The sequence below is a fragment of the Hymenobacter sublimis genome, assembly GCF_023101345.1.
GTDB lineage: Bacteria > Bacteroidota > Bacteroidia > Cytophagales > Hymenobacteraceae > Hymenobacter > Hymenobacter sublimis.
The window spans coordinates 1,527,138-1,546,513 of the sequence record NZ_CP095848.1 but is presented as its reverse complement, the minus strand read 5'-3'; the positions used below and the strand labels follow the sequence as shown (position 1 = coordinate 1,546,513).

General features: G+C 38.3%; 23 protein-coding genes. 6 read left to right on the top strand and 17 right to left on the bottom strand.

Features of this window, described 5'->3' with window-relative positions:
* The first annotated feature begins 74 nt into the window (after positions 1-74).
* Positions 75-1,634 (top strand): tyrosine-type recombinase/integrase, encoded by a 1,560-nt coding sequence (locus MWH26_RS06525; protein WP_247976570.1) that lies wholly within the window; start codon positions 75-77, stop codon positions 1,632-1,634.
* Between the two features lie 47 nt (positions 1,635-1,681).
* Here MWH26_RS06525 and MWH26_RS06520 read toward each other — a convergent pair whose 3' ends face one another.
* The 13 genes from MWH26_RS06520 to MWH26_RS06460 all read right to left on the bottom strand — a co-directional run bounded on the left by MWH26_RS06520 (position 1,682) and on the right by MWH26_RS06460 (position 12,398).
* A complete protein-coding gene (locus tag MWH26_RS06520; protein WP_247976569.1) occupies positions 1,682-2,347 on the bottom strand; it encodes a hypothetical protein in 666 nt (221 codons plus the stop codon).
* A gap of 26 nt (positions 2,348-2,373) precedes the next feature.
* On the bottom strand, positions 2,374-3,456 hold the full coding sequence (locus MWH26_RS06515; RefSeq protein ID WP_247976568.1) for a hypothetical protein: 1,083 nt from the start codon (positions 3,454-3,456) through the stop codon (positions 2,374-2,376).
* Positions 3,457-3,488: 32 nt separating this feature from the next.
* Positions 3,489-4,265, bottom strand: a complete 777-nt coding sequence (locus tag MWH26_RS06510; protein ID WP_247976567.1) for a hypothetical protein — start codon at positions 4,263-4,265, stop codon at positions 3,489-3,491.
* Positions 4,266-4,267: 2 nt separating this feature from the next.
* Positions 4,268-4,480 carry a hypothetical protein gene (locus tag MWH26_RS06505; protein ID WP_247976566.1) on the bottom strand — a complete coding sequence of 71 codons (213 nt, stop codon included), beginning with the start codon at positions 4,478-4,480 and terminating at the stop codon, positions 4,268-4,270.
* 36 nt (positions 4,481-4,516) lie between these two features.
* Complete coding sequence (locus MWH26_RS06500; protein WP_247976565.1) at positions 4,517-5,287, bottom strand: phage minor head protein; 771 nt, start codon at positions 5,285-5,287, stop codon at positions 4,517-4,519.
* An 18-nt stretch (positions 5,288-5,305) separates the two neighbouring features.
* Positions 5,306-6,583, bottom strand: a complete 1,278-nt coding sequence (locus tag MWH26_RS06495) for a phage portal protein (protein ID WP_247976564.1) — start codon at positions 6,581-6,583, stop codon at positions 5,306-5,308.
* A complete protein-coding gene (locus MWH26_RS06490; RefSeq protein ID WP_247976563.1) occupies positions 6,583-8,064 on the bottom strand; it encodes a hypothetical protein in 1,482 nt (493 codons plus the stop codon). The genes MWH26_RS06495 and MWH26_RS06490 overlap by 1 nt, the downstream gene beginning before the upstream one ends.
* On the bottom strand, positions 8,064-8,513 hold the full coding sequence (locus tag MWH26_RS06485; protein WP_247976562.1) for a terminase small subunit-like protein: 450 nt from the start codon (positions 8,511-8,513) through the stop codon (positions 8,064-8,066). Before MWH26_RS06485 ends, MWH26_RS06490 begins: the two co-directional genes overlap by 1 nt.
* A gap of 298 nt (positions 8,514-8,811) precedes the next feature.
* Positions 8,812-9,684 (bottom strand): hypothetical protein, encoded by an 873-nt coding sequence (locus MWH26_RS06480; protein ID WP_247976561.1) that lies wholly within the window; start codon positions 9,682-9,684, stop codon positions 8,812-8,814.
* 368 nt (positions 9,685-10,052) lie between these two features.
* Positions 10,053-10,709, bottom strand: a complete 657-nt coding sequence (locus MWH26_RS06475) for a hypothetical protein (protein ID WP_247976560.1) — start codon at positions 10,707-10,709, stop codon at positions 10,053-10,055.
* A gap of 3 nt (positions 10,710-10,712) precedes the next feature.
* Positions 10,713-11,372 (bottom strand): hypothetical protein, encoded by a 660-nt coding sequence (locus tag MWH26_RS06470; RefSeq protein WP_247976559.1) that lies wholly within the window; start codon positions 11,370-11,372, stop codon positions 10,713-10,715.
* Positions 11,373-11,625: 253 nt separating this feature from the next.
* Positions 11,626-11,784, bottom strand: a complete 159-nt coding sequence (locus tag MWH26_RS06465) for a hypothetical protein (RefSeq protein ID WP_247976558.1) — start codon at positions 11,782-11,784, stop codon at positions 11,626-11,628.
* Between the two features lie 83 nt (positions 11,785-11,867).
* Positions 11,868-12,398 (bottom strand): HNH endonuclease, encoded by a 531-nt coding sequence (locus tag MWH26_RS06460; RefSeq protein WP_247976557.1) that lies wholly within the window; start codon positions 12,396-12,398, stop codon positions 11,868-11,870.
* A gap of 608 nt (positions 12,399-13,006) precedes the next feature.
* Here MWH26_RS06460 and MWH26_RS06455 point away from each other — a divergent pair.
* The 4 genes from MWH26_RS06455 to MWH26_RS06440 all read left to right on the top strand — a co-directional run bounded on the left by MWH26_RS06455 (position 13,007) and on the right by MWH26_RS06440 (position 15,835).
* Entirely contained in the window at positions 13,007-14,341 is a 1,335-nt protein-coding gene (locus tag MWH26_RS06455) for a hypothetical protein (protein ID WP_247976556.1), read from the top strand.
* Positions 14,342-14,458: 117 nt separating this feature from the next.
* A complete protein-coding gene (locus MWH26_RS06450) occupies positions 14,459-15,025 on the top strand; it encodes an HNH endonuclease (protein ID WP_247976555.1) in 567 nt (188 codons plus the stop codon).
* Positions 15,026-15,029: 4 nt separating this feature from the next.
* On the top strand, positions 15,030-15,431 hold the full coding sequence (locus MWH26_RS06445; protein WP_247976554.1) for a hypothetical protein: 402 nt from the start codon (positions 15,030-15,032) through the stop codon (positions 15,429-15,431).
* Between the two features lie 167 nt (positions 15,432-15,598).
* Positions 15,599-15,835: a hypothetical protein gene (locus MWH26_RS06440; protein WP_247976553.1), complete on the top strand. Its 237-nt coding sequence runs from the start codon at positions 15,599-15,601 to the stop codon at positions 15,833-15,835.
* A 56-nt stretch (positions 15,836-15,891) separates the two neighbouring features.
* On the opposite strand, the gene MWH26_RS20255 is transcribed toward MWH26_RS06440, so the two are convergent.
* Positions 15,892-16,272, bottom strand: coding sequence for an HNH endonuclease (locus tag MWH26_RS20255; RefSeq protein ID WP_375374035.1), 381 nt, complete (start codon positions 16,270-16,272; stop codon positions 15,892-15,894).
* A 538-nt stretch (positions 16,273-16,810) separates the two neighbouring features.
* Between MWH26_RS20255 and MWH26_RS06435 the strand changes: the two genes are divergently transcribed.
* Complete coding sequence (locus MWH26_RS06435) at positions 16,811-18,001, top strand: replication initiation protein (protein WP_262921988.1); 1,191 nt, start codon at positions 16,811-16,813, stop codon at positions 17,999-18,001.
* Positions 18,002-18,011: 10 nt separating this feature from the next.
* On the opposite strand, the gene MWH26_RS06430 is transcribed toward MWH26_RS06435, so the two are convergent.
* From MWH26_RS06430 to MWH26_RS06420, 3 genes are read right to left on the bottom strand one after another with little or no spacing between them, the layout of a single operon-like run.
* Complete coding sequence (locus MWH26_RS06430) at positions 18,012-18,560, bottom strand: hypothetical protein (RefSeq protein WP_247976551.1); 549 nt, start codon at positions 18,558-18,560, stop codon at positions 18,012-18,014.
* Positions 18,561-18,571: 11 nt separating this feature from the next.
* On the bottom strand, positions 18,572-18,910 hold the full coding sequence (locus MWH26_RS06425; RefSeq protein ID WP_247976550.1) for a hypothetical protein: 339 nt from the start codon (positions 18,908-18,910) through the stop codon (positions 18,572-18,574).
* Positions 18,910-19,344, bottom strand: a complete 435-nt coding sequence (locus MWH26_RS06420) for a hypothetical protein (protein ID WP_247976549.1) — start codon at positions 19,342-19,344, stop codon at positions 18,910-18,912. Before MWH26_RS06420 ends, MWH26_RS06425 begins: the two co-directional genes overlap by 1 nt.
* Positions 19,345-19,376: the final 32 nt, after the last annotated feature.

The window sequence follows — 19,376 nt, the reverse complement described above, 5'->3', positions numbered from 1 at the left end:
TGCTGTAAACGCCACTACTACATTTAGTTGCTTTACTGCTATTCGTCCTATCCAACCTTTATCAAACAAACATCATGGCAAGACCAAAAAGCACGGCGTGTAGGATCACGACTGCCCTACGCACAGATGGTATTTACAAGGATGCTGTACAAAAACCGCTGTATGTGCGCTACAGCTTTGGATCTGATCAGTCTCACAAAGTCCCTACCCTCTTTGATGCAAAGGAAGGTGAACTAACAGAAGCCGGTTATCTAAAGCCTAGTGCTAGACCGGACAGAGAAGCAATCAACGTCTATTTACAGGCTGTGAGAGAACGCTTGCAGCAAGCGCACAACATTGTAGCCGCAAGTGCTGAAAGTGTCACTGGTAAGCTGGTAGCAGCGGAATACGATAGACTAACGAAAGAAGCGGTGGCGGCGGCGGAAGCTCAGACTCAGGCAGAGCTTAAAAGAGCCAAGTTTAAAGAGAAAGCCAACCGCATAGCAAACGAGTTTTCAGAGGCAGTAATCTATGAAGAGATACCGGCGCGTGAGGCACATATAGCCAAGCTGGAAGCAGAGTTACAAACCAAGCGGAACACGTTGATCAACCTCAAGAAAGAGAAGAATCTATATGAGGATGATAAGCTTACTACGTGGTTGCTGAACTACGCTCAGCGTAACGGTAGCACTACGCTAGCTAAAAGCACTCAGCGTACTAATAACTCCTTTGTAGAGACGGTAAAGCAGTTTGATCCAGAAGCCCGAATAGGGAACATCAATGATGTGTGGTTGGTAAAGTTTCAAGACTTCTTAATCAACACACCTTCTAGAACGCCTATCTACTCCATTATTACCGTTGGTAAAAACCGGATCAAGGGAGACTTTCTAAAATGGCAAATCGGTAAAACCCGCTCCAATGAAACGGTGCTGAACTACATTGATAAGGTGAAATCCTGTCTGAATTATTACACCATCCATGATGATAAATTACCGGATGGTGTGAAGGTGAATCCACACTATAAGCGGTATGAATTTACGCTAAGCCGTAAGCCAGAACGGGTATACACCTTAGAGGAACAAGATCTAGTTGATCTAATGGCTATGGATCATCTAAGCAAGAGCTTAGAACGGGCAAGGCTACTCCTGTTGTTCTTGTGTGCTACTTCGCTCAGATATTCTGATGCATCTACCCTAACAGCGCACAATATTCAAAAAGGGTATATCCACAAGGCTACCCAAAAAGGAAAAAAGAAGGGCACTGAAGTATACATTAAGATTAATCCAGTATCACAATATGTATTAGATAGATGTGAGAATAATATTAGCTCTATTGCAATGGATGATGATTATCTAAATAACCTATTACCACAGATATTAAAGCCTCTACCCTCTATGCAACAGATGGTAGATTTTGTGGATGTGTCAGGTGATAATGATACCGTTACCTACGTGCCTAAATATGAAGCTATCCGCACTCATAGCGGGAGGCGAACACATATTAATATCTTGCTTGATTATAATGTACCCTTGCATGATATCATGTCCATTACCGGACATAAGCAGATCAAGACCTTAGAAGGCTACATGCAGAAGCGTAGAAAAGAGTTACGAGAACATACGCTTAACATTTTTGAGCTTCCAGTAAGAAAGTAGTGGAAACAAAAGAGGCTTACTGTAACTAGTAAGCCTCTTTTTTATGATCATAAACCATTGTATTTCCTAACCAGCACTTGTAGTTGGGGTGAAATGGCATACACTTTCCGTATAACCACATCTGATGAAGTTTTTAGCTTATTCAGCTTCTCGGTTTGTCTATCTAGCATCTCTCTATCCTTTTTTGCATGTTCCTTAACTTCAGATACTATCTCATCAGTAACTTGATCCTTCACTTTTTCCCACATAGCAATAGAGTAACCATTATGTTCTTTACCAAGTGAACTGGTAACCAGTGCTATCATATCTGATAATAAATCCATAAGTTCATTATCTAGACCACTAAATACCTTCGCATCGTTTTCGGGTAATAAAAAGCTCAGGTTAAGAGATGCTTTAATGTAGTTGTTTTGTGCTTCAAACAAATCTTCTCTATATTTAATTAAAGCAGTATCCTTTTCAATAAGAATAACCAATCCCTTTTTTATAAGTGATAAGCTTGTGGCAATGCTAGACATATACGCTTGCATTTCCTTATTACGCATTCCAATTAGTGAGCTTTGACGCAACTCATCTCTTTTATTTAGCCGGTTATAAATTATATTCAGTATCACACCAATCAACGCAATAATAGATGTCAGTATTACGCCTATAAAACTAATTTCTTTATTATATTTAGCTAAAAGAGCTAAAAATTCTTCCAATCTGTTCATTTCAATTGATATTTAAATTAGTACTACTAATCATTATTGTTATCCAACTCCTTTTCATCTAACAGGGTCTTGTTTTTGACTTCACTCCTTTTTCTCCAATACTCTTGATTTGCTTTCATTAAATCACTCTGTTCATCTTTTGATATAAACTTATCTGCCATATCATCCTTTATTGCAATTAATAAATGCTCACATTTCCATATAGCATCTTGCAAATAACGCTCTGTTATTTCTTTAAAATCCCCATTGGTATAATTATTAGCATCTGGCGAAGTATAATATTTTTTTTCACCATCTTTCTTATTTTTGTTTATTACATCATAAAACTCACATAACTTCTGCGAATATAATCTATTTACAACCCCTTTATTATGCACATGTATATTTCTAGTTTCTCTAATTTCTATTATTGACCCTATAATATTATCATCAACACCAATTGATACATGCTGTGCTTTCATATCAATAAATTGCCTATTTAGTATTTTGTTAAAATATGACAATTGATCCTTTATGCTTTTAAACCCAAACGACAGCAATTCACGCTGAATTATTTCATCTTTTAGTTGTTCAACGCTTCTTGCATTTAATATATCAATATAATTCATACTAGGCACGGTAGCACCTTTATCTAGTGGCACCATTGCAAATGGATACTTATTAAATAATGCACTAGCGAAATCCTGCATCGCTGCATCAAAAAGAGAAACTAGGTGAGTAAAACACATTATATTCAAGAAGTTCCTATTACGGGCATTTTTCAGACGCACCGTATTGGTCGTTTCAATAAAAAACCGCAGAAGTTTTTTTGATACCGGATAAGGCTGTTGATCATCAGCTAATAAATATGCAATATCATCCTCACCTTTATCTTTTACATAATTATAGGCATCACAAAATACTTGCGGAGGGTTTTCAAGGGATTCATCATATCCCCAAGGCATTTGCACATCTGCATTTTTGAGCATAAGCCTAATTTGCTCAACATCACTTTGAAAGTCACTAACTATTCGCAATAAATGAGCCCAAAACACATTGTATTCAAATGGATTTTGTGGCACATTATCTATATTGTTAGCACTATCAACATGCTCGTTATTCTTTTCCATAAATCAGCTTGTTTAAAGAGGCATGATTAAAATTACTTTTTAATATGACTTAGTGAAAATAGCTTTACCTCTGATGACGGATAGACGTAATAACCATCAATTTTCTTGCTATACAGGAATATATTTTCTTTTGTTTTGCCTACATAAATAAGATCATCTGTAGTTCTAACAACCTTATCATTAAACAACATGGAAGCATACTGTTTTGGATCTATCCGATTGTCAATAGCTCTTGAACGGGCTCCGATATAAGTAAGCACAAAAACCAGACTACCTATGATCATAGAATTGTAGAATGTCACTGATATTTCACTTCCATATCTTTTATAATACTTCAAATCAATTTCCGAAAATATCAATCTAGAGTTTATAGCCCAAAACAACCCAAAAAAATATAGCCTAAATGTTTTCACATCTTGGCTACCTTTAATCTCGGCAATAACATAAATTATGAGCAATGGAACAAAGATGAAATTACTCACAGAAGTTAATTTAAAATGCCTTATCAATCTTTCTTTGAAATTTGTTTGTATAGATACTTGATGATCTATATGGTTAAGCTGAATTTCCTTATCTGTTGTTGAATACCAATTAAAAACAAACGAAGCACCCATTGTTATACCAGTGCGGATAAACTCAGAAGCCGACAGTGTTAAAGCTTCAGATAAATCAATGTATGATATAATATCAATATTATAATAAGAATAATAAGCTGTAATGCGAACCAACCCTAGCACCAATAAGAGAGTTGAAAAGATAGCTATATTATTCTTAAAAGAATCCCAAAGTGAAGTTTTGTTTACTTCCATATCTAGTTCTTATAAAAACCATCTATTATCCACAAAACTATTCTTACAATTACCCAAAAAAGAACAAACCAAATAAGCGCAAAAATCAAAGCCCCTATAGGATGATCTTCATCTTGTGACAAAATCTCAATAAATGCAGCTATGAATACTACCACTGAAATAACAATTAACAAGCGCTTGGGTCCAGCGTGAATGGTTTTAAAACGTGAGATCATTTGTGCAGAATGCTAGATGTACAGGCTGTAAAAGTATCAAAAGCCTAATGATAACTGTGTACCCTCTTGTGGTTTCTTACGCTGGTAGATGGTGGTACACCTGCATCTACATCTTTCACGAGCTGGTAACGCTGGATCAGCCGGAAAACGGCAAGGTGAACCACCTACGGTGAAGAGTCCGTTAATATCAACCGCTATTCCGTTGGTTGCTGAGTGCGTTGGTCTGGTTCTCGTGTCTGAAGTAGCTAACCATACCTTATCCAGTTGTAACCCGCTGGTATCAGCTCCACAGAAGCTACCGTAGTTCATTGCCCCTATCAACTCAGTACGGGCTATTAGCTCAGCTCTCTTCTTACTAAAGATGGTAATGCGTTGGCGTAAGCTTTTGGCTGTGTTCGGAATGCTGCTACCAGCTTCAGCAGATGCTTTCAGCACCTTCCTTACCTTTTTCCTTGTGGTGTTGGTGATAGAGGTAATAGCCTTACTGGATTCTGTAGCAATGAAGTTTCTAGCACGTCTTAGCCACTCTGCTACAGGTAGTGTAGGAGTTGCTTTCTTCTCTCCTACCAAGTGTAGATACTCATGCTTTGCTTCAGCCGGTACTATATCTAACCATAGCTGATCCAGCACCACTTTTAGCGCTTTAGAGCCAATCAAACCAACGGCTAGCAGATCACTACCTGTAGCTTCATACGCTGCTACAGCAGCCTCTAAATCATTCAATAAGGCTTTAGTAATTTGCTTGCTATATCTGGCTACTAGATTATCAACTCTGGCTAGTCTTTTATCAACATGTACTGGATTCAAGTGTAGGAATAGTTTTTATTATGCTGCATCAGATAACGAATCACCTTCATCATATGCATCAGCAGCCATAGTATCTATCTCATCTATAGTCTTCACGTAGCTGATAGCAGCAGAACGTAAGAACCCCTCTCCCCCTTCCAGCGCTGGTAAACCTACCATTCTACGCTTCTCATTAATGGTTGCGAAATCAGCAGCAGCAGCCGCCGTAATCAGCTCAGATAGATTAGGCTTCAATACTTCAATACCGCTGGTATCTATATCAATGTATACATCATCACCATATGTCTTACCTAACCAGTGATTTAAACCATCTCTAAAATCCTTCAGGATGGGAATCACACAGTTATTGTATAAAGCTCTCTGTGCCTCAGCAACGTTGTTATAGGTGCTGGACTTCGTACCACTCAAGAGAACGGATGGATAACCTAAAAGGTCAGCTACCATCCCTGTATCAGCATTGATACTGTTAAGAATATCCAGATCTACAGGTGATAGACCGATTTGCGCCGTATCAAGTGGATAAGCAGACCATGTAAAGCGCTGTGACTGGTTGATCTTCTGATCTAATTCATTCTCTTGTTGCTCTGTCAACTCTTCAGCAACATCAGTCGGGAACACCACCACTTTAGGACCACCCATGTTGAGCTGTTTGATATGCTGTTTCAAAGCGAAATCAACAGATGCTAACTGTAGAGTAGCCGCCTTCACCGGACTGTAGCCATACAAAGAACCATCAAGGTTGAATGCTTTCATGTGAAGCACATCAGCAGCCGGAATAACCGTAGTAGCGCCGGGAATACGGTACCCTTGCACTGTAGCTAGCCACTGTGTACCAGCAACTACCTCTGTGCCTCTTGGCATGATATGAAGCTCTTGCGGTTTACCCGTATTCAATCCACTGGTATTCCAGATAACATAAATGAATGCATCACCATCCGTTAGATAGTGTCCGATATATTGAACTACAAACTGTGTCCATGTCTGGTACGGATTAGGTCTGTAGAGCAAGGATGCTAGATGATGCTTGGGTAGCTTCTGTGCATTATCATCATTCTTGTTCACCTTGTACACATTCCAAGGAATTGATTTAGACGTGGTTTGAATGCTGGTTAGAATGGTATAGAATACACTGTTATTCTGAGCATTGACCTTTGTTAGATCCTGAATAGTGAAAGTAGGTGAACCACCATAATTAATCGGGCGCATCCTACCAATCTCATCTACTCCTGTAATTGCTTTAGTTTCTACCTGTGGTTTAGGGCTAAACGCATTTTTAATAGTTGAATAAATAGACATTAAATAAATCTCATTTTCTTTTTTGCTGGTACTAGTAATTCTTCCATCCTAGCAATCTTTTGCGTTAATAAGTCAACAAACTCATCATGCACTGAGGAATTTGGGAACGCACATACACTATTTATCCATTTCTGATTCCAAGAACCATCAATCAAGCAAACTCTACCGGGAGCTATAAACCACATGACAGATATTAATCTATGTCGTTTGTCTCCCTGTGGTGTAGCTGCCTTTTGTACATTGATATTCGTGTTCTTTTTCAACGACTGAACCACGTTAATACCATTGGCTTTAGGCTCAATCCATAAAGTAGATAAGTGCTGATTGTATTCGTTGGTGGTAATAAATTCTTGAATACTCTCTAGCAACTGATCAAATTCATCATTAAACTCCCTTGCATCTCTGATGAACAGAGTATTGTTAGACTTAGAATAATAGCTAGCCATTAATGCTGATGGATCACTGTCTTTCTTTTTCAATCCATAGGCAGTATCACAATCAAACTCCCACACTACTTTTTCATCCTTGGTAAGTGCGTTGAATTGTGACCATTGGCATGTCTGGATCATGTCACGTTTGACAATACCACCATCTTCAGAAAGCGGATTCTGAAGGAACTGCGCTGCATAGGAGTATGGACCTAGTAAGGCTGCATACTCAGCTAAGACTTCTCTATCAAGCCTGTTTTTATCAAGTAGATTATCATTTGCCTCATAGTAGGCTATAGCTCTCTGTGGGCTTACTAATGATCTAGTTTCGGGGGTTAACTCCGCTGGTAAGCAGATGATGTTAAGCTTACCCTTCTTAGCTTCTCTTAGCTTAGCCTGTGGATCATTGCTACTCGTGCGCTGTCCGGTGTAGATGGAAACCGTGCGCTTCTTATCCGTCTTTCTAGTAGTGACAGTATCCGTTACGAATAAGCCCGCTGCCTCTTGAGCTGGTTCACTGAATGCCTCTTGCGCATTGATACCATCATCAATGAAAATGAAGTCAGCATGGATACCTGTAGCTGATCCATCAGTAGATGTGGTGAAACGATCACCACCGGCTGTTAGCTGGTAGTAGCCTTTACCGTCTACATCACGTCTGATCTTAACCTTGTTACCAAACAGCCTCTTGAACTTGGCTGACTTGATACAATCACGAGTCTTATCACTAATCTTCTCAGATACTCTAAGCGCGTAAGACGCAAACAGGATACGGATCTTGGGATTACGGATGAACAACCAGACTGCAAATAGCTGACTGATCTCAGTAGTCTTAGAGGTACCGGGACATAGCTCATTAAGCATGTCCAACTGTCCTTCACCACTCTCCCACGTTTCGTAAACTACCTGTAATTCCTCTGCTATTAATTTAATATGCCAGTTGTCTACATAATCAGAAGTAGATACTGTTTCCCAAAACTCAAGAAAGAAATAGTAGAAGTTATGATGGCATACGTTTCTTAGTAATATGTCTTCAGTTAAATTATCATACATTACTTGTTAGCCTCTTTCATTTTTCTCTTGAGTAGGGCTAACTGATATTGTTCTTCTAAAGTGAGTGCTGATAGATCTTCTACTTCAGCAACGTGTATATCATTCGCTTCTACTTTATCTCCATATTCTTTATGCAATACTTTACTTAACACCCATTTGCGGGTATCCACTTGTAATCTAGCTCTATTGATGCTAATAAGGGTATCTGGTAGTACTGGATCAGGATTAGATAGATCTAGTAGTTGCTCAGCAAGCAATTCAGCACGTATTAACTTTGCTTGTGTGTACGTGTCCGAGAATGATTTAAATTCTGGCTTTAACCTCCAATAATAGACGGTAGAGGTTGTAGGCATGTGCTGATCCTTGCAGATATTAATAAGAAATTCCCCTTGTGCTATTCTCATACATATCTCATCAGCAATAGCTTGTGTATATGTTGATGTACCCATTTATTCAGGATTATTTTTAAATAAATTCTCAATTTTATATTTACGAGTATAAGATCTAACAGATGACACAAAATCATCTGAGCTAATTAAACCTTCTGTATGATCTCTTACTAGCTGCTGTATAAAATCAAGGGTATAATCAGCAGTAATCTTGTGCTGCTGGATTAATTCATAACTATTCATAATAACATTAATTTTAGCTCTATGGCTCTATACACTATATATTGATACTAGAGAGCAAAGAAAGCCCCTGACCTTCTAAAAAGGTCAGGGGCTTTATAAATGGCGTTTAATAAGTTTAATAGGTAACCTTAATACCTAAATCTAGAGTGTGAACAGTTACATATTTCGGATTGTCGTTCCCATACCTGTAAGATAAGCCGAGGAATATCCTTTTACCAATTCGTTTGTCAATGGATGCTTTTGCTATACCCGCAAAGTCTTCGCCAGTAAGATTACGTGAGTCTGAAACAACATAATAGTAGTTGCCCGACAATCGGAGAAACCAATCATCAACTACACCATTCTTCACCGTCTTCTTTCTGATCCGCTTCTTCCACTCTCCTAGCAAACCACCAGTCGCGTAAGCATTCCCGCTTATCTCTTGATCACCGTTTACCTCTACTCTGGTACGTCGGTGCCCTAGATTGAAAAAAGGACCGATAGAGAAGCTATTATCTGCTAGCAGGAACGTATCTGGTCCACTAGTATAGCGGGCGCTGATGCGGTTAAGTAGAAACTTGGCTTGACCATAGTAAAGCATCTGGTCAAAGTTTTTGTCAGCGTTTACTACCGGGTTTAGTTCAAAAGCTTTATTCAGTTGAGATACGCCAAATCCATCGTTACTCTTGACCTTATCGCCAAAGAAAGCTTTACCTAAATAAAGCTGTACAAGTATATTATTTTCGGAAGCGGTTACTCCTTCCCCAATATTAACATCAGAACTAGGAGTGATATAGAATCCACTTCTGCTATACAATATATATCTACCCGCTTTCTCATCAACCTTTTCAGTCCTATTGAAGTCAAAGGAAAAGGTCTGAATGAACCTACTTTCCTTAAAATCTCCACCTGCACCGATACGAACAAAGTCTTGCCCTAATACTGGTACGCTTGCCGACAGCATCAATCCCAAAAGTAGAGTGTTATACCAACTCATCGTCTTTGTCATCGTCTTCATCGCTATAGCCGGCTTCGTATATCCTCTCCATCACTAGTTCTCCTGTTTTGAGAGGATCAAACATGTCATTGTGTATTTCGGTACAATTGATGTCCTCCCATTTATTACATACATCATCAGCAAAGCTGTGTTTAAAATTCGCAGGCACATAACGATCTTTAATACCTAACGACAGTTTAATATCATAGTAGGCATATGGACAGTATAGAGCCATTATCTTCCTCAACTCCTCTCTGTTATTCATAATGTTGTCTTTTTGTTTAGAGATCAACTGCCTTTACCTACTTGCCAAGTAAGTAAACGAGGGGCATTCCTATACTCATTTTTCATAGGCAAATTATTTTAAAATTAAATTACTACTAAATTTTATTGATAGGATAAACGAATTTGACATACATAAAAAAGAACAGCAGAGATATAATTAATATAATAACACCAAGTATTGAAGACGACATTTTGATTCCTGTAGCCGACACTTCAATACTTGTCACACCGCTACCAGTATCCTTTACCTTTTTATCAGCCTCATCCTTATTCTTTACACTAGAATCAAGTTGATCAACGAGATCGTTTGTACCCGTAACCGTATTAGCAGAAGATGTATTTGTGATCATTTTGGTCATATCCTGTTGACTTGCACTAGATAATGATATATTTTTAGTGGTAATTAAGAAGTGAATAGCAGAGAAAATGAGACCAAACAAAGTAATTAACACAGAAATTATAAATATTATTATTGATGAGGCATGTTGCCAATTAAAAGCTCTTTTGTTTAGCTCTAAAACATTCATTTCGTATTCAATATATTTTTCATTATACAATTTTAAAAGATATTCATCATTTTTTCCACTCAGGGTGTAATTCTGCTTTTTTAATGCAGAATCTTGAACTTGAGTACCGTCAATCATTTGCTCTATTAAGTCATCATGATTTTTTGCAGTTTTACTAGACTGAAAAGAACCAAGACTTAGTAAAGCACAGAAAGCAACCAGCAAACCTAATATTGATCGCTTCATATCTTACATTATTTTATAATCACTAATCATTTGCGCTCTATAAATTTTAATTATTTGTTTCCTCCTGTCATTATTAACATAAATTGACGCGCCATACTCATTTTCCAATCTACTTTTCTCTTTTTTCAAGTAAGAAGCCCTAATTTTGCTTCTATTCTTATCACCCTCACTATGAGATACTATATAATCAACAATTTTTTCTAACATTTCATCATTGGAAAGCCCTGAGATTAACGATTCTGAAGAAGGCACCTTGCCAATGGGTTGAGGTATTGTACCAGGTAGAGTACCAGCTATGAATCCTTTTGGATATGGAGAACTAACTACTATCGTCCCATCCTTAACACCTTTAGGTGATTTAGGAATGGGAAGATCTTCAAATAGCCCATAAGCAGCATGCACCTTCTTTAGATATAGCAACTGCTCTTGAAGTTGTTCTTTTTGCGTATGCTGCTCTATTTGCCGCTCATGCATGTGTTTATGTTGCATTTGCTGGAGCTGTTGCATTTGCCTCTCATATGTTTGATCCTGCTGCATTTGGGGCGGTATGTGCTGCTCTTTAACTTGTCCCTGCTGCTGGCATAAAGCCGTACGTGGCGAAAGCAGAACAATTGTACAGCCGAGCGCCAACGTAACACACCACGTACTATGCAGATTTCTCATGACTGATTTTGCATTTATTCATCTATCATTATTAATATAAAAATAAAGCATATCAAAACCTATATTTAACTTAAATAATTAAAAAAGTTACAACTTATGCAAAAAGTTATATTTTCATATCGGGTCTACACAACACACTAAACAAGTTTACTCCACACCCTTATAAGCAAAACGTTACTGCACTGGCGTTAGCATCAAATTAGTGAGGAATATATTTTGTGTATTACAGCCTATACTCATGGCTGCTATAATATTAGTTATTATATGCTGCTGTATACGCTAACATTATCTTCAAAACTTTTCTATCTATTTTATTTCGTGATATTATACATTGATTGTCTGCTACCATGACAATCATTACACCTGTTTCTTGCTGCTTTTCTTTGCTTCTGCTGATAGTAGTGATAGGCATGATGCTTTGCCTTATAGGAATGGTATGGTGGCAACAGAAGCATTAATATGAGTAAGTAGAGCATAGTAGAGTGTGTCTTTCTACTATTTATTAATGTCATCAGGAAAGTTTAGAACTGCATACCCGTATTCAATTGCCTTTTGATCATAAGCTCTTGCTGCATCTTCTGCTACACTGTAACTACCTATTTGAAGTTGCTTCTTATTGTGAGAGATTCTAGCTTCATACTTCTCACTTCCAGACTTATAACGCACACCAATGTAACCAGTCTTAGACGTGCTTCTTAACCCTCTATTTTTATTATTTTCTTCATTCGTAACCCATCTCAGATTACGGTAATTATTATTTCCCTTATTACGATCAATGTGATCTATAAAAGGCTTTTGATCAGGATTAGCTACGAAGCATTCACCAACCAAGCTGTGTATCCTTTTAGTACCTATTGGTAAGTTTATAGCTTGGTAGCCGTTGGCATTGGTATACTGCTTTAAAATGCGCTTATATCTAATGCTATACACACATCCTGATTCAGTTACAGCATATTGTGAATCAGTGTTTGGTATTACACAAGCTTGTTCATTGTTAAGTGTGAAATAATTGTTTTGATCTTTCATAGTGGCTTCTCTTTTCTTTTTATAGAAGAGAAACCTTTTTTGTTTTAATAATGATATGAATGATGAATAATGGAGATGAATAGTGAAAAGTGTACCATCATATAACACAATACACTTTATAACCAATAACCCATTCTAACACGTAAAATGTACCATCATATAACATATCTACCTTATTACCCAATAACCCAATACCAACCCATAATAATCAATAACCTTTCCCACATATCCTATCCTCTCTCGTACCAGAGGGAGAGAGAGAGGATGATAATAAATGAATAATCTTTAAATTAATTACTAGAAATCATCAACAAAGAAGACCATTTAGTATATATACATTAAATAACAAATCTTATTATGACTACCACCACATCATCTTACAATCCTTCCAAGTACCAATACGATTGGAAAACAGTCAACATTACTCCTGAAGACAAAGACAAGCTTCATGCACTTGTTCAACACTTCTCTACTACTGGTAGCAGCAAAGGAGTAATGTCTTCTATCCTTTCACGCCTTATTAATGCGGAATATGAATCTGTGATCAAGAAATAAAAAAAAAAAGAGGCAGCTACCAACTACCTCTCCTTAAAACCAATTATTGTATAATGTCAACTACTTATATATCTGACTTAGAAAAAGTTTTAGATACAACCGAAAAAAGATACAACAACAGCAAAAAACATACTGAGCAACGATTGTATATTCCTAGTGGATTAAACACTAGATCATTGCTAGATAAAAAGGAACAAAAGCATGTAGATAAGTACAACTACCTGTTACATCACCTCTACATGACTCGTGTACTGAATAGAAAATATTCAGATTATGATTTCATTCCAGTGAGGCTTAAAACATTGCGCGAATATGTAAGCAAGCGCAAAGCAGATACTATCATTCAATTCTGGTTGGATCACCATGTTATTGAATCAGATAACTCCTATATCATTGGTCAAAAAAGCACAGGTTTTAGGCTCACTGAGGACTTCAGGGATATTAAAGCAGTAGATGTAGGTATTGTGGATGAAGTCTTTACACAGCGCTTAAAAACGCTTCGTAAGCGCTATAATGATCAACTAGACATGTCATTACCACAACATGCTTTCCTGAACTATAACCTGCATGAGATTAAGGTAGATGCTACTGCTGCCTTTGAGTACCTGATTGAAACAGCGTTGGATAGCAACTACACCGTACCAGCTAAAGCCACTAAGAAAGAGAAGCTATCTATTGAGGCTGCTAGAAAGAAGGCACTCAACAAGTACAATAAAGATGTAGCCTCTATCATGGCTATCAGCACTGGTAGCTTCAGGATCAACCGTGATACCACCGGCAAGCGTGTACACCATAACATTGCCAACCTGAGCAAGCGAGTTAGAAGGTTCCTCTACTTAGCCAGCGGTGAACCACTCGTGAACGTGGATGTAAAGAATAGTCAACCATTGATCATGTGCATTCTGCTACTTGAGAAGTACCAGCGTAGCACCATGCCAGCGGATATGGTAGCCTATATAAAGGAGTGTGAGCAAGGAACGCTATACACTACGCTTATGGCTGCATTCAATACTCCTGATCTGGATAGATCAGCATTCAAGCAAAACCTATTCAAGAGTGTATACTATGGTGAAAACAAGTATGCTGATAACTATACTGAATGGAAGACATTCAACCAGCTCTATCCCTCTGTTGGTGAGTTCATCACCAACTACAAGCGTAAGAACTTTGAACAACTCAGCATTGATATGCAACGTGCTGAGTCAGAAATTATAATAGATGGTGTGATAGCCTCACTAGCTGCAAAGTATAAGCATATGTTTTTCAGCTTGACAATACATGATAGTGTGATGTGCAAAGCTGTTGATCAGGATGAAGTACGTGATCTAATTCTCTACCACTTTGGCTTACGTGGATTAACACCATCGGTAGCCATAGAAAATATCTAAACTATTTTACCAAAAACGCAAAAGGGAGATGTGATTTAGTATATATACATTAAATGATTTATATCATGATAAAGAAGCTGTAGCCAGCAAGAGTACTATAAAAACTAATTATTTAAAATGTCAACTTATGAACAACAAAACACAGAAGTAACTACTGCTACTTTACCCGAATTTCCAGCATACACATTCTATGCTGATGGTAGAATCTACTCAGACTATCTTAACCGTTTTCTGATCCAAAATGCAATAAATGGCAGAGGTTATAAGGTAGTGAACCTAAGAGACAAAATAGGTAAATCAAAAACGTATAATCTACACTCAATTATTGCTAGAGCCTTTCTAGGAGAAAGCACTGGTTTGTATGTGGATCATATCAACAGAGTACGCACAGATAATAGAATTGAGAATTTACGCTATGTCACTGCCAGTGAGAATACTAGGAATAGCATTCAACAAGATAACTCAGCTTCAAAATACGTTGGTGTAACATGGTGCAAGAAGCAAGGTAAATGGAAATCACGCATCACTATTAATAATAAAGATGTTAACATAGCCTATCACGTTGATGAAATAGAGGCTGCAAAAGCCTATGATCGTTACGCTGTAACAGTTGGTAGAAAGCCTAATTTCTCTACTGCTACCATTACAGCTATCCCAACCTTTACAAAACCAAAATTCATCTAATTATATGTTAAAACTGAAATCACCAAAACCAAAGAACGACAATCAACTATCTATCAAAGACTTTAGAGCTATAGCTACCAGTGAATCAAGCTTACTGAGTAGTGATTACTATAGCACATCTGATGCTAACTATATTCACCTAATCTTTAATGCAAATTTGCTTGGTGAAGAGTTAAGTAACTATCTAGAAGAATTTAATGATACTGGACACAGTGAGAAAGGCAATTTTAGCTTTCAAGTTACACCTACAGGTAGGCAACTACATCTTACTTACATGTTATCTAGAACGAAGCTACACACGCTGTATAGGCAGGACAAGATTAATAACCTGTTGGCTTCTGAACCAAAGAATGAAGCTCAGGAGTTAAGACAATCTATTCTGACAAAAACAGGACAAGTAAAGTAGATATATAATCTAGAAGATACTGATTAGTACTTTCATTCTTTAAATGTTAATTTTTTTTTACAACGAAGCTTGACACGAATCCACACAAATTCCTGTCAGGCTTTTTTGTTTCACATCTATTCTACTATACTTGCGTAAATATATTCTCACAACCAATCTATAAAGACATGGCAACTCCTGATCTGAATCAATTGCAGCAAATTCTTCAGAACGCTGAAAAGAATGATGCTCAACTAACCGCTTTGAAAAAGGCATTTAATAAAATCGCGTTGGCTATGGATGAATTTGCTGAACTATTATCTGATGACTACCAGCCAGTGAAGCGGGAGCGTAAACCACGCGAAGTGAAAGAAGGTGCTAGGAAAGCTGGCAGACCACGTAAGAACGCCAACGCGGAAGCATAGATCAACCAGCTCCACTGGTAAGCAAAAAAGGAGTCCTTAAAGGACTCCTTTTTTATTCACATCATTTTATGTCTCCCGCATTCGGAACAACAATATAGTATACCCCTATTGCTTGAATTGCCCTGTATGGACACCCATCTTAGATTACTTAAACTGTAATCACTTCTTACTCTGTTGATATGATCCACTTGAGGTAGATTATCTGGATTGGTAATGAAGTGTTCTGCTAGTAGCCTATGCAATAGCTTCTTTATTCTCTTATTGTCTTTGAATAGACCTACTTGAAGGTAACCATTGCTATTAAGCTGAGGCTTAATGAAACGCTTATATCTAATGCTGTAGACCTTACCAGTAGTCGTTATAGCGTAATCAGAGAAGTCATCTATCAAACATGCGGTTTCATCGTGTAGTGTAAAGTATGGTTTTCCATCAATCATAAAGGTTATGTTCTTTATGACTTATAGAGCAAAAGGCTACAGAGTTTGAACTTTTCCTAGCCTTTTTTCATGTCCCTCCCCTACCAGCCTTTAAAGTGTGAGAATATTCTCACATGTATTATTCCTACATATCCGACATACTCAGTAACCTAAGTGTGAGAATATTTTTTGTACTCTTATAAGGATACTTCTGAACTTCCCCTTGAAAGCTGCTATAAAAACTATTCTCACATTTATAGTTTCCATTAGAGCAATACAAATTTTAAGAAGCCAACTACGTTTGCTCAGTTCCCGCTTGTTCAGACGTGTTAGGCTTTTTTAAGAATGTTAGATTCTGTTACACAACTGTTAGCAACTGCATAAGTAACTCATTCACTGATAAATACACACATCTACAGCGCACTATTCTGCTAACAAACCTACCAGTGACTACCAGCCTTTATAGGCTACTTTCCTACCGGCTCAAAAAATTCTTCTAGCTTTTGTACCTTTTTCTCCTGAACACCCGTACATTTGCACTATACCAACTATTACGGCTATGCAACCACACGCCAGCCTTAGCAACGAATTAGTACGAATCCCACAACGCCCTATGTCTGCGCTGGAAACACGCATCTTTCATAGTGCTTTGCGCTGCATTAGCCTATATGATAAGGTGCTACCAGTGATCAGCCTCAAGCTATCCGATCTAGTTTCTACCAAGTGCGGTACGACCTATAAAGCCTTAGAAGCTGCTTGTGCTAGCTTACTTGCGCGTATATGGAATGATCAACCCATGTTCCTAACGCTTCACCATAAGAAGCAATCCAGCGTTTTAACGGGTACATTCAATCCAGCCTTAGCGGAACATCTTCTAGGCTTAACCAGCTACTACACCTGTATCAATTTGCAGGGTGTACACTTTAAGAGTAGCCACACCTACCGCTTGCTGTGGCTGCTACGCTCCTACTACCGTCCTAAAGGAGTTCCAATCACACCACCGCTTACCGTTGATCAACTCAAGCTCTACTTATTTGATGATCTGACCATCAGCACGGATAAGCTGCGGCGCACCCTGCGCACTAGCCTAGCTGAGCTAAACGCTAATGGCTACACCTGTGAAAGTAAGTCTACCATGTGTGGCAACTTCCTGAATCACCTACAGTTCACCATTCCACCTGTGCAGCTAGTTCAGCGCAAGGTGAAAGCTCCTGCTAGAGTGCGCGTACTGGAACCTGTAGCCGCTACTGATCACGAGCTAGTAGAGCTGAAACCGGAACCAGCATATCAGACGGTAACCATTGCTACTCCCATTGCTCCTGAGCCGGAGCCGGAAGTAATCTATGATCCAGAAACGGTACCTGCTGCTAACTCGGCACTGGCTACCATGCTTCAGCAAGCGCTTACCGGAGATAACCGCAACCATAGCTACCGGACAAGCTTTGATGAACACTATGAACCGGAACCAGACTACACCACTGAACCGGCTACACCGGCTAAACATGTTCCCGGCGCTAAGCTCAGCTTTGAAGAAAGGCTTACCAAGGCACACACCAACCTGATCTTACTAGGTGTGCTATCCTATAGAGCCTCAACCTACGTGCAGCGGGTAAGGGAAAACCAAGCCAAGCTAGAACTACGCTTCTTTAAAGCGGTACACCACCTGCTAGGCTCTCGTGATACCATCTCTAAAGAGGCTTGGAACGGGTATGTGATCAATAAACTAAAGGATGTATTTGGTGATATGTGAGAATATTAGTTTACAGTAAATAGGTCTGTGTGTGCGGTGGATTATATCCTTTTTTCCACACAAAATGAGCATATTCCGCATTCTCCGAACTGTTTTTATTAAAACGTGGTCTTTGCGTGTGAACGAAACAATAAAGTGGCATATTGTTAGAAAAGAACTCTTTTCGCGACAGTGATCCAAAAAAGTTCAGACGTAACAGCATGACTACATAACCACCTGATTTGCAGTCTTCTAAAGCTGTTACAATATAATCTAGGGCTAAATTAAAAGGTGGATTTGTAATTATTAAATCGTATTCTTTTTCAGGATAAAAATTCATATAATCTGCAATTATAGCAGCTCTGCTATCCTGACGTATATCCAGTGTATCTATATTCTCACATCCTAGAGCACGTAAAGCAGCAGGATAAGTCATAATATTTTCTGCGCAACCACCAGCAGCAGGATCAAAAACTTGGGCTACTGTTAAATCAAGTGCAGGTACTAGCTCTTGAAATTTGACAAAAAATTCAGCAACAGTAGCTAATGGTGTAGTATAGTAGTCTTGTCTTGCTCGCATGGTGCAAGTTACTACACCACTGGATCACTGCTACCTGAGCTGGTACTTGTATCTGTAGCAGTCGCGCCACAGGTTGCGCAAGGATCAGCAAGCGGTTCACCCGTACCATCTGCTGTTTTGCGCTGGTAGTATCCTTTCACCTCTTTCACTATCTCCAAGCTCAAGCCAGCGCCTAACAAGGTTACTCCTACCTCAAGTGGTAACACCAGATGATTAGGGGTTACTAATATGATAGCTGGTACTAGAACAAACATGTACACGAGTCCGGCGAAGAACGCTAATGCTTTAAACAAGTCTTTGGCTACCGTATGCCCGTTCTTATCCTGTGTGATATCTTTCCACCATTTCATTACCTGTTAGCTAATTTTTCTAATATCTTATCCATCTTATCATCTGTAGATTTATGGTTGGCATCAATTTTCTTATCAATCTTATCTACATCCTTCGTGAGATAATTCATATCACTGGTTAACCTAGCTACATCTTGCACCAATCTATCTACAGTAGTTGAAGAATTACTTACTCTATTTTCCAATCCTGCTAACCTACGCTCATTTGCATCAACTAAATGTTCACGCTCCATCTGCGCATTCTGGATTCTGGTGTTAGCTTGAATAATATCTGCTTCAAGTGTTTTAATTCTAGCTTCATAATTCTTACTACTATCACGCCAGTAGTTGAGCAAGAAAACAATTGCCGCAACGATTAGCGGGAATAATAGTTTTTCAATGATGGAAGCAACAGCAGACCATAATGATGCATTCAGAAGTAGAGCAAGGATCAAATCACATAGATTAGTTATTACATGTATTTATT

What these genes read in the sequence shown, in the direction of transcription:
- MWH26_RS06515 (WP_247976568.1), bottom strand. Translation starts at nt 3,456, where the DNA reads ATGGAAAAGAATAACGAGCATGTTGATAGTGCTAACAATATAGATAAT.
- MWH26_RS06475 (WP_247976560.1), bottom strand. Translation starts at nt 10,709, where the DNA reads ATGAAGCGATCAATATTAGGTTTGCTGGTTGCTTTCTGTGCTTTACTA.
- MWH26_RS06425 (WP_247976550.1), bottom strand. Translation starts at nt 18,910, where the DNA reads ATGAAATGGTGGAAAGATATCACACAGGATAAGAACGGGCATACGGTA.
- MWH26_RS06520 (WP_247976569.1), bottom strand. Translation starts at nt 2,347, where the DNA reads ATGAACAGATTGGAAGAATTTTTAGCTCTTTTAGCTAAATATAATAAA.
- MWH26_RS06495 (WP_247976564.1), bottom strand. Translation starts at nt 6,583, where the DNA reads ATGTCTATTTATTCAACTATTAAAAATGCGTTTAGCCCTAAACCACAG.
- MWH26_RS06445 (WP_247976554.1), top strand. Translation starts at nt 15,030, where the DNA reads ATGTTAAAACTGAAATCACCAAAACCAAAGAACGACAATCAACTATCT.
- MWH26_RS06485 (WP_247976562.1), bottom strand. Translation starts at nt 8,513, where the DNA reads ATGGGTACATCAACATATACACAAGCTATTGCTGATGAGATATGTATG.
- MWH26_RS06525 (WP_247976570.1), top strand. Translation starts at nt 75, where the DNA reads ATGGCAAGACCAAAAAGCACGGCGTGTAGGATCACGACTGCCCTACGC.
- MWH26_RS06490 (WP_247976563.1), bottom strand. Translation starts at nt 8,064, where the DNA reads ATGTATGATAATTTAACTGAAGACATATTACTAAGAAACGTATGCCAT.
- MWH26_RS06470 (WP_247976559.1), bottom strand. Translation starts at nt 11,372, where the DNA reads ATGAGAAATCTGCATAGTACGTGGTGTGTTACGTTGGCGCTCGGCTGT.
- MWH26_RS06480 (WP_247976561.1), bottom strand. Translation starts at nt 9,684, where the DNA reads ATGACAAAGACGATGAGTTGGTATAACACTCTACTTTTGGGATTGATG.
- MWH26_RS06505 (WP_247976566.1), bottom strand. Translation starts at nt 4,480, where the DNA reads ATGATCTCACGTTTTAAAACCATTCACGCTGGACCCAAGCGCTTGTTA.
- MWH26_RS06455 (WP_247976556.1), top strand. Translation starts at nt 13,007, where the DNA reads ATGTCAACTACTTATATATCTGACTTAGAAAAAGTTTTAGATACAACC.
- MWH26_RS06430 (WP_247976551.1), bottom strand. Translation starts at nt 18,560, where the DNA reads ATGCGAGCAAGACAAGACTACTATACTACACCATTAGCTACTGTTGCT.
- MWH26_RS06460 (WP_247976557.1), bottom strand. Translation starts at nt 12,398, where the DNA reads ATGAAAGATCAAAACAATTATTTCACACTTAACAATGAACAAGCTTGT.
- MWH26_RS20255 (WP_375374035.1), bottom strand. Translation starts at nt 16,272, where the DNA reads ATGATTGATGGAAAACCATACTTTACACTACACGATGAAACCGCATGT.
- MWH26_RS06450 (WP_247976555.1), top strand. Translation starts at nt 14,459, where the DNA reads ATGTCAACTTATGAACAACAAAACACAGAAGTAACTACTGCTACTTTA.
- MWH26_RS06510 (WP_247976567.1), bottom strand. Translation starts at nt 4,265, where the DNA reads ATGGAAGTAAACAAAACTTCACTTTGGGATTCTTTTAAGAATAATATA.
- MWH26_RS06435 (WP_262921988.1), top strand. Translation starts at nt 16,811, where the DNA reads ATGCAACCACACGCCAGCCTTAGCAACGAATTAGTACGAATCCCACAA.
- MWH26_RS06440 (WP_247976553.1), top strand. Translation starts at nt 15,599, where the DNA reads ATGGCAACTCCTGATCTGAATCAATTGCAGCAAATTCTTCAGAACGCT.
- MWH26_RS06465 (WP_247976558.1), bottom strand. Translation starts at nt 11,784, where the DNA reads ATGCCTATCACTACTATCAGCAGAAGCAAAGAAAAGCAGCAAGAAACA.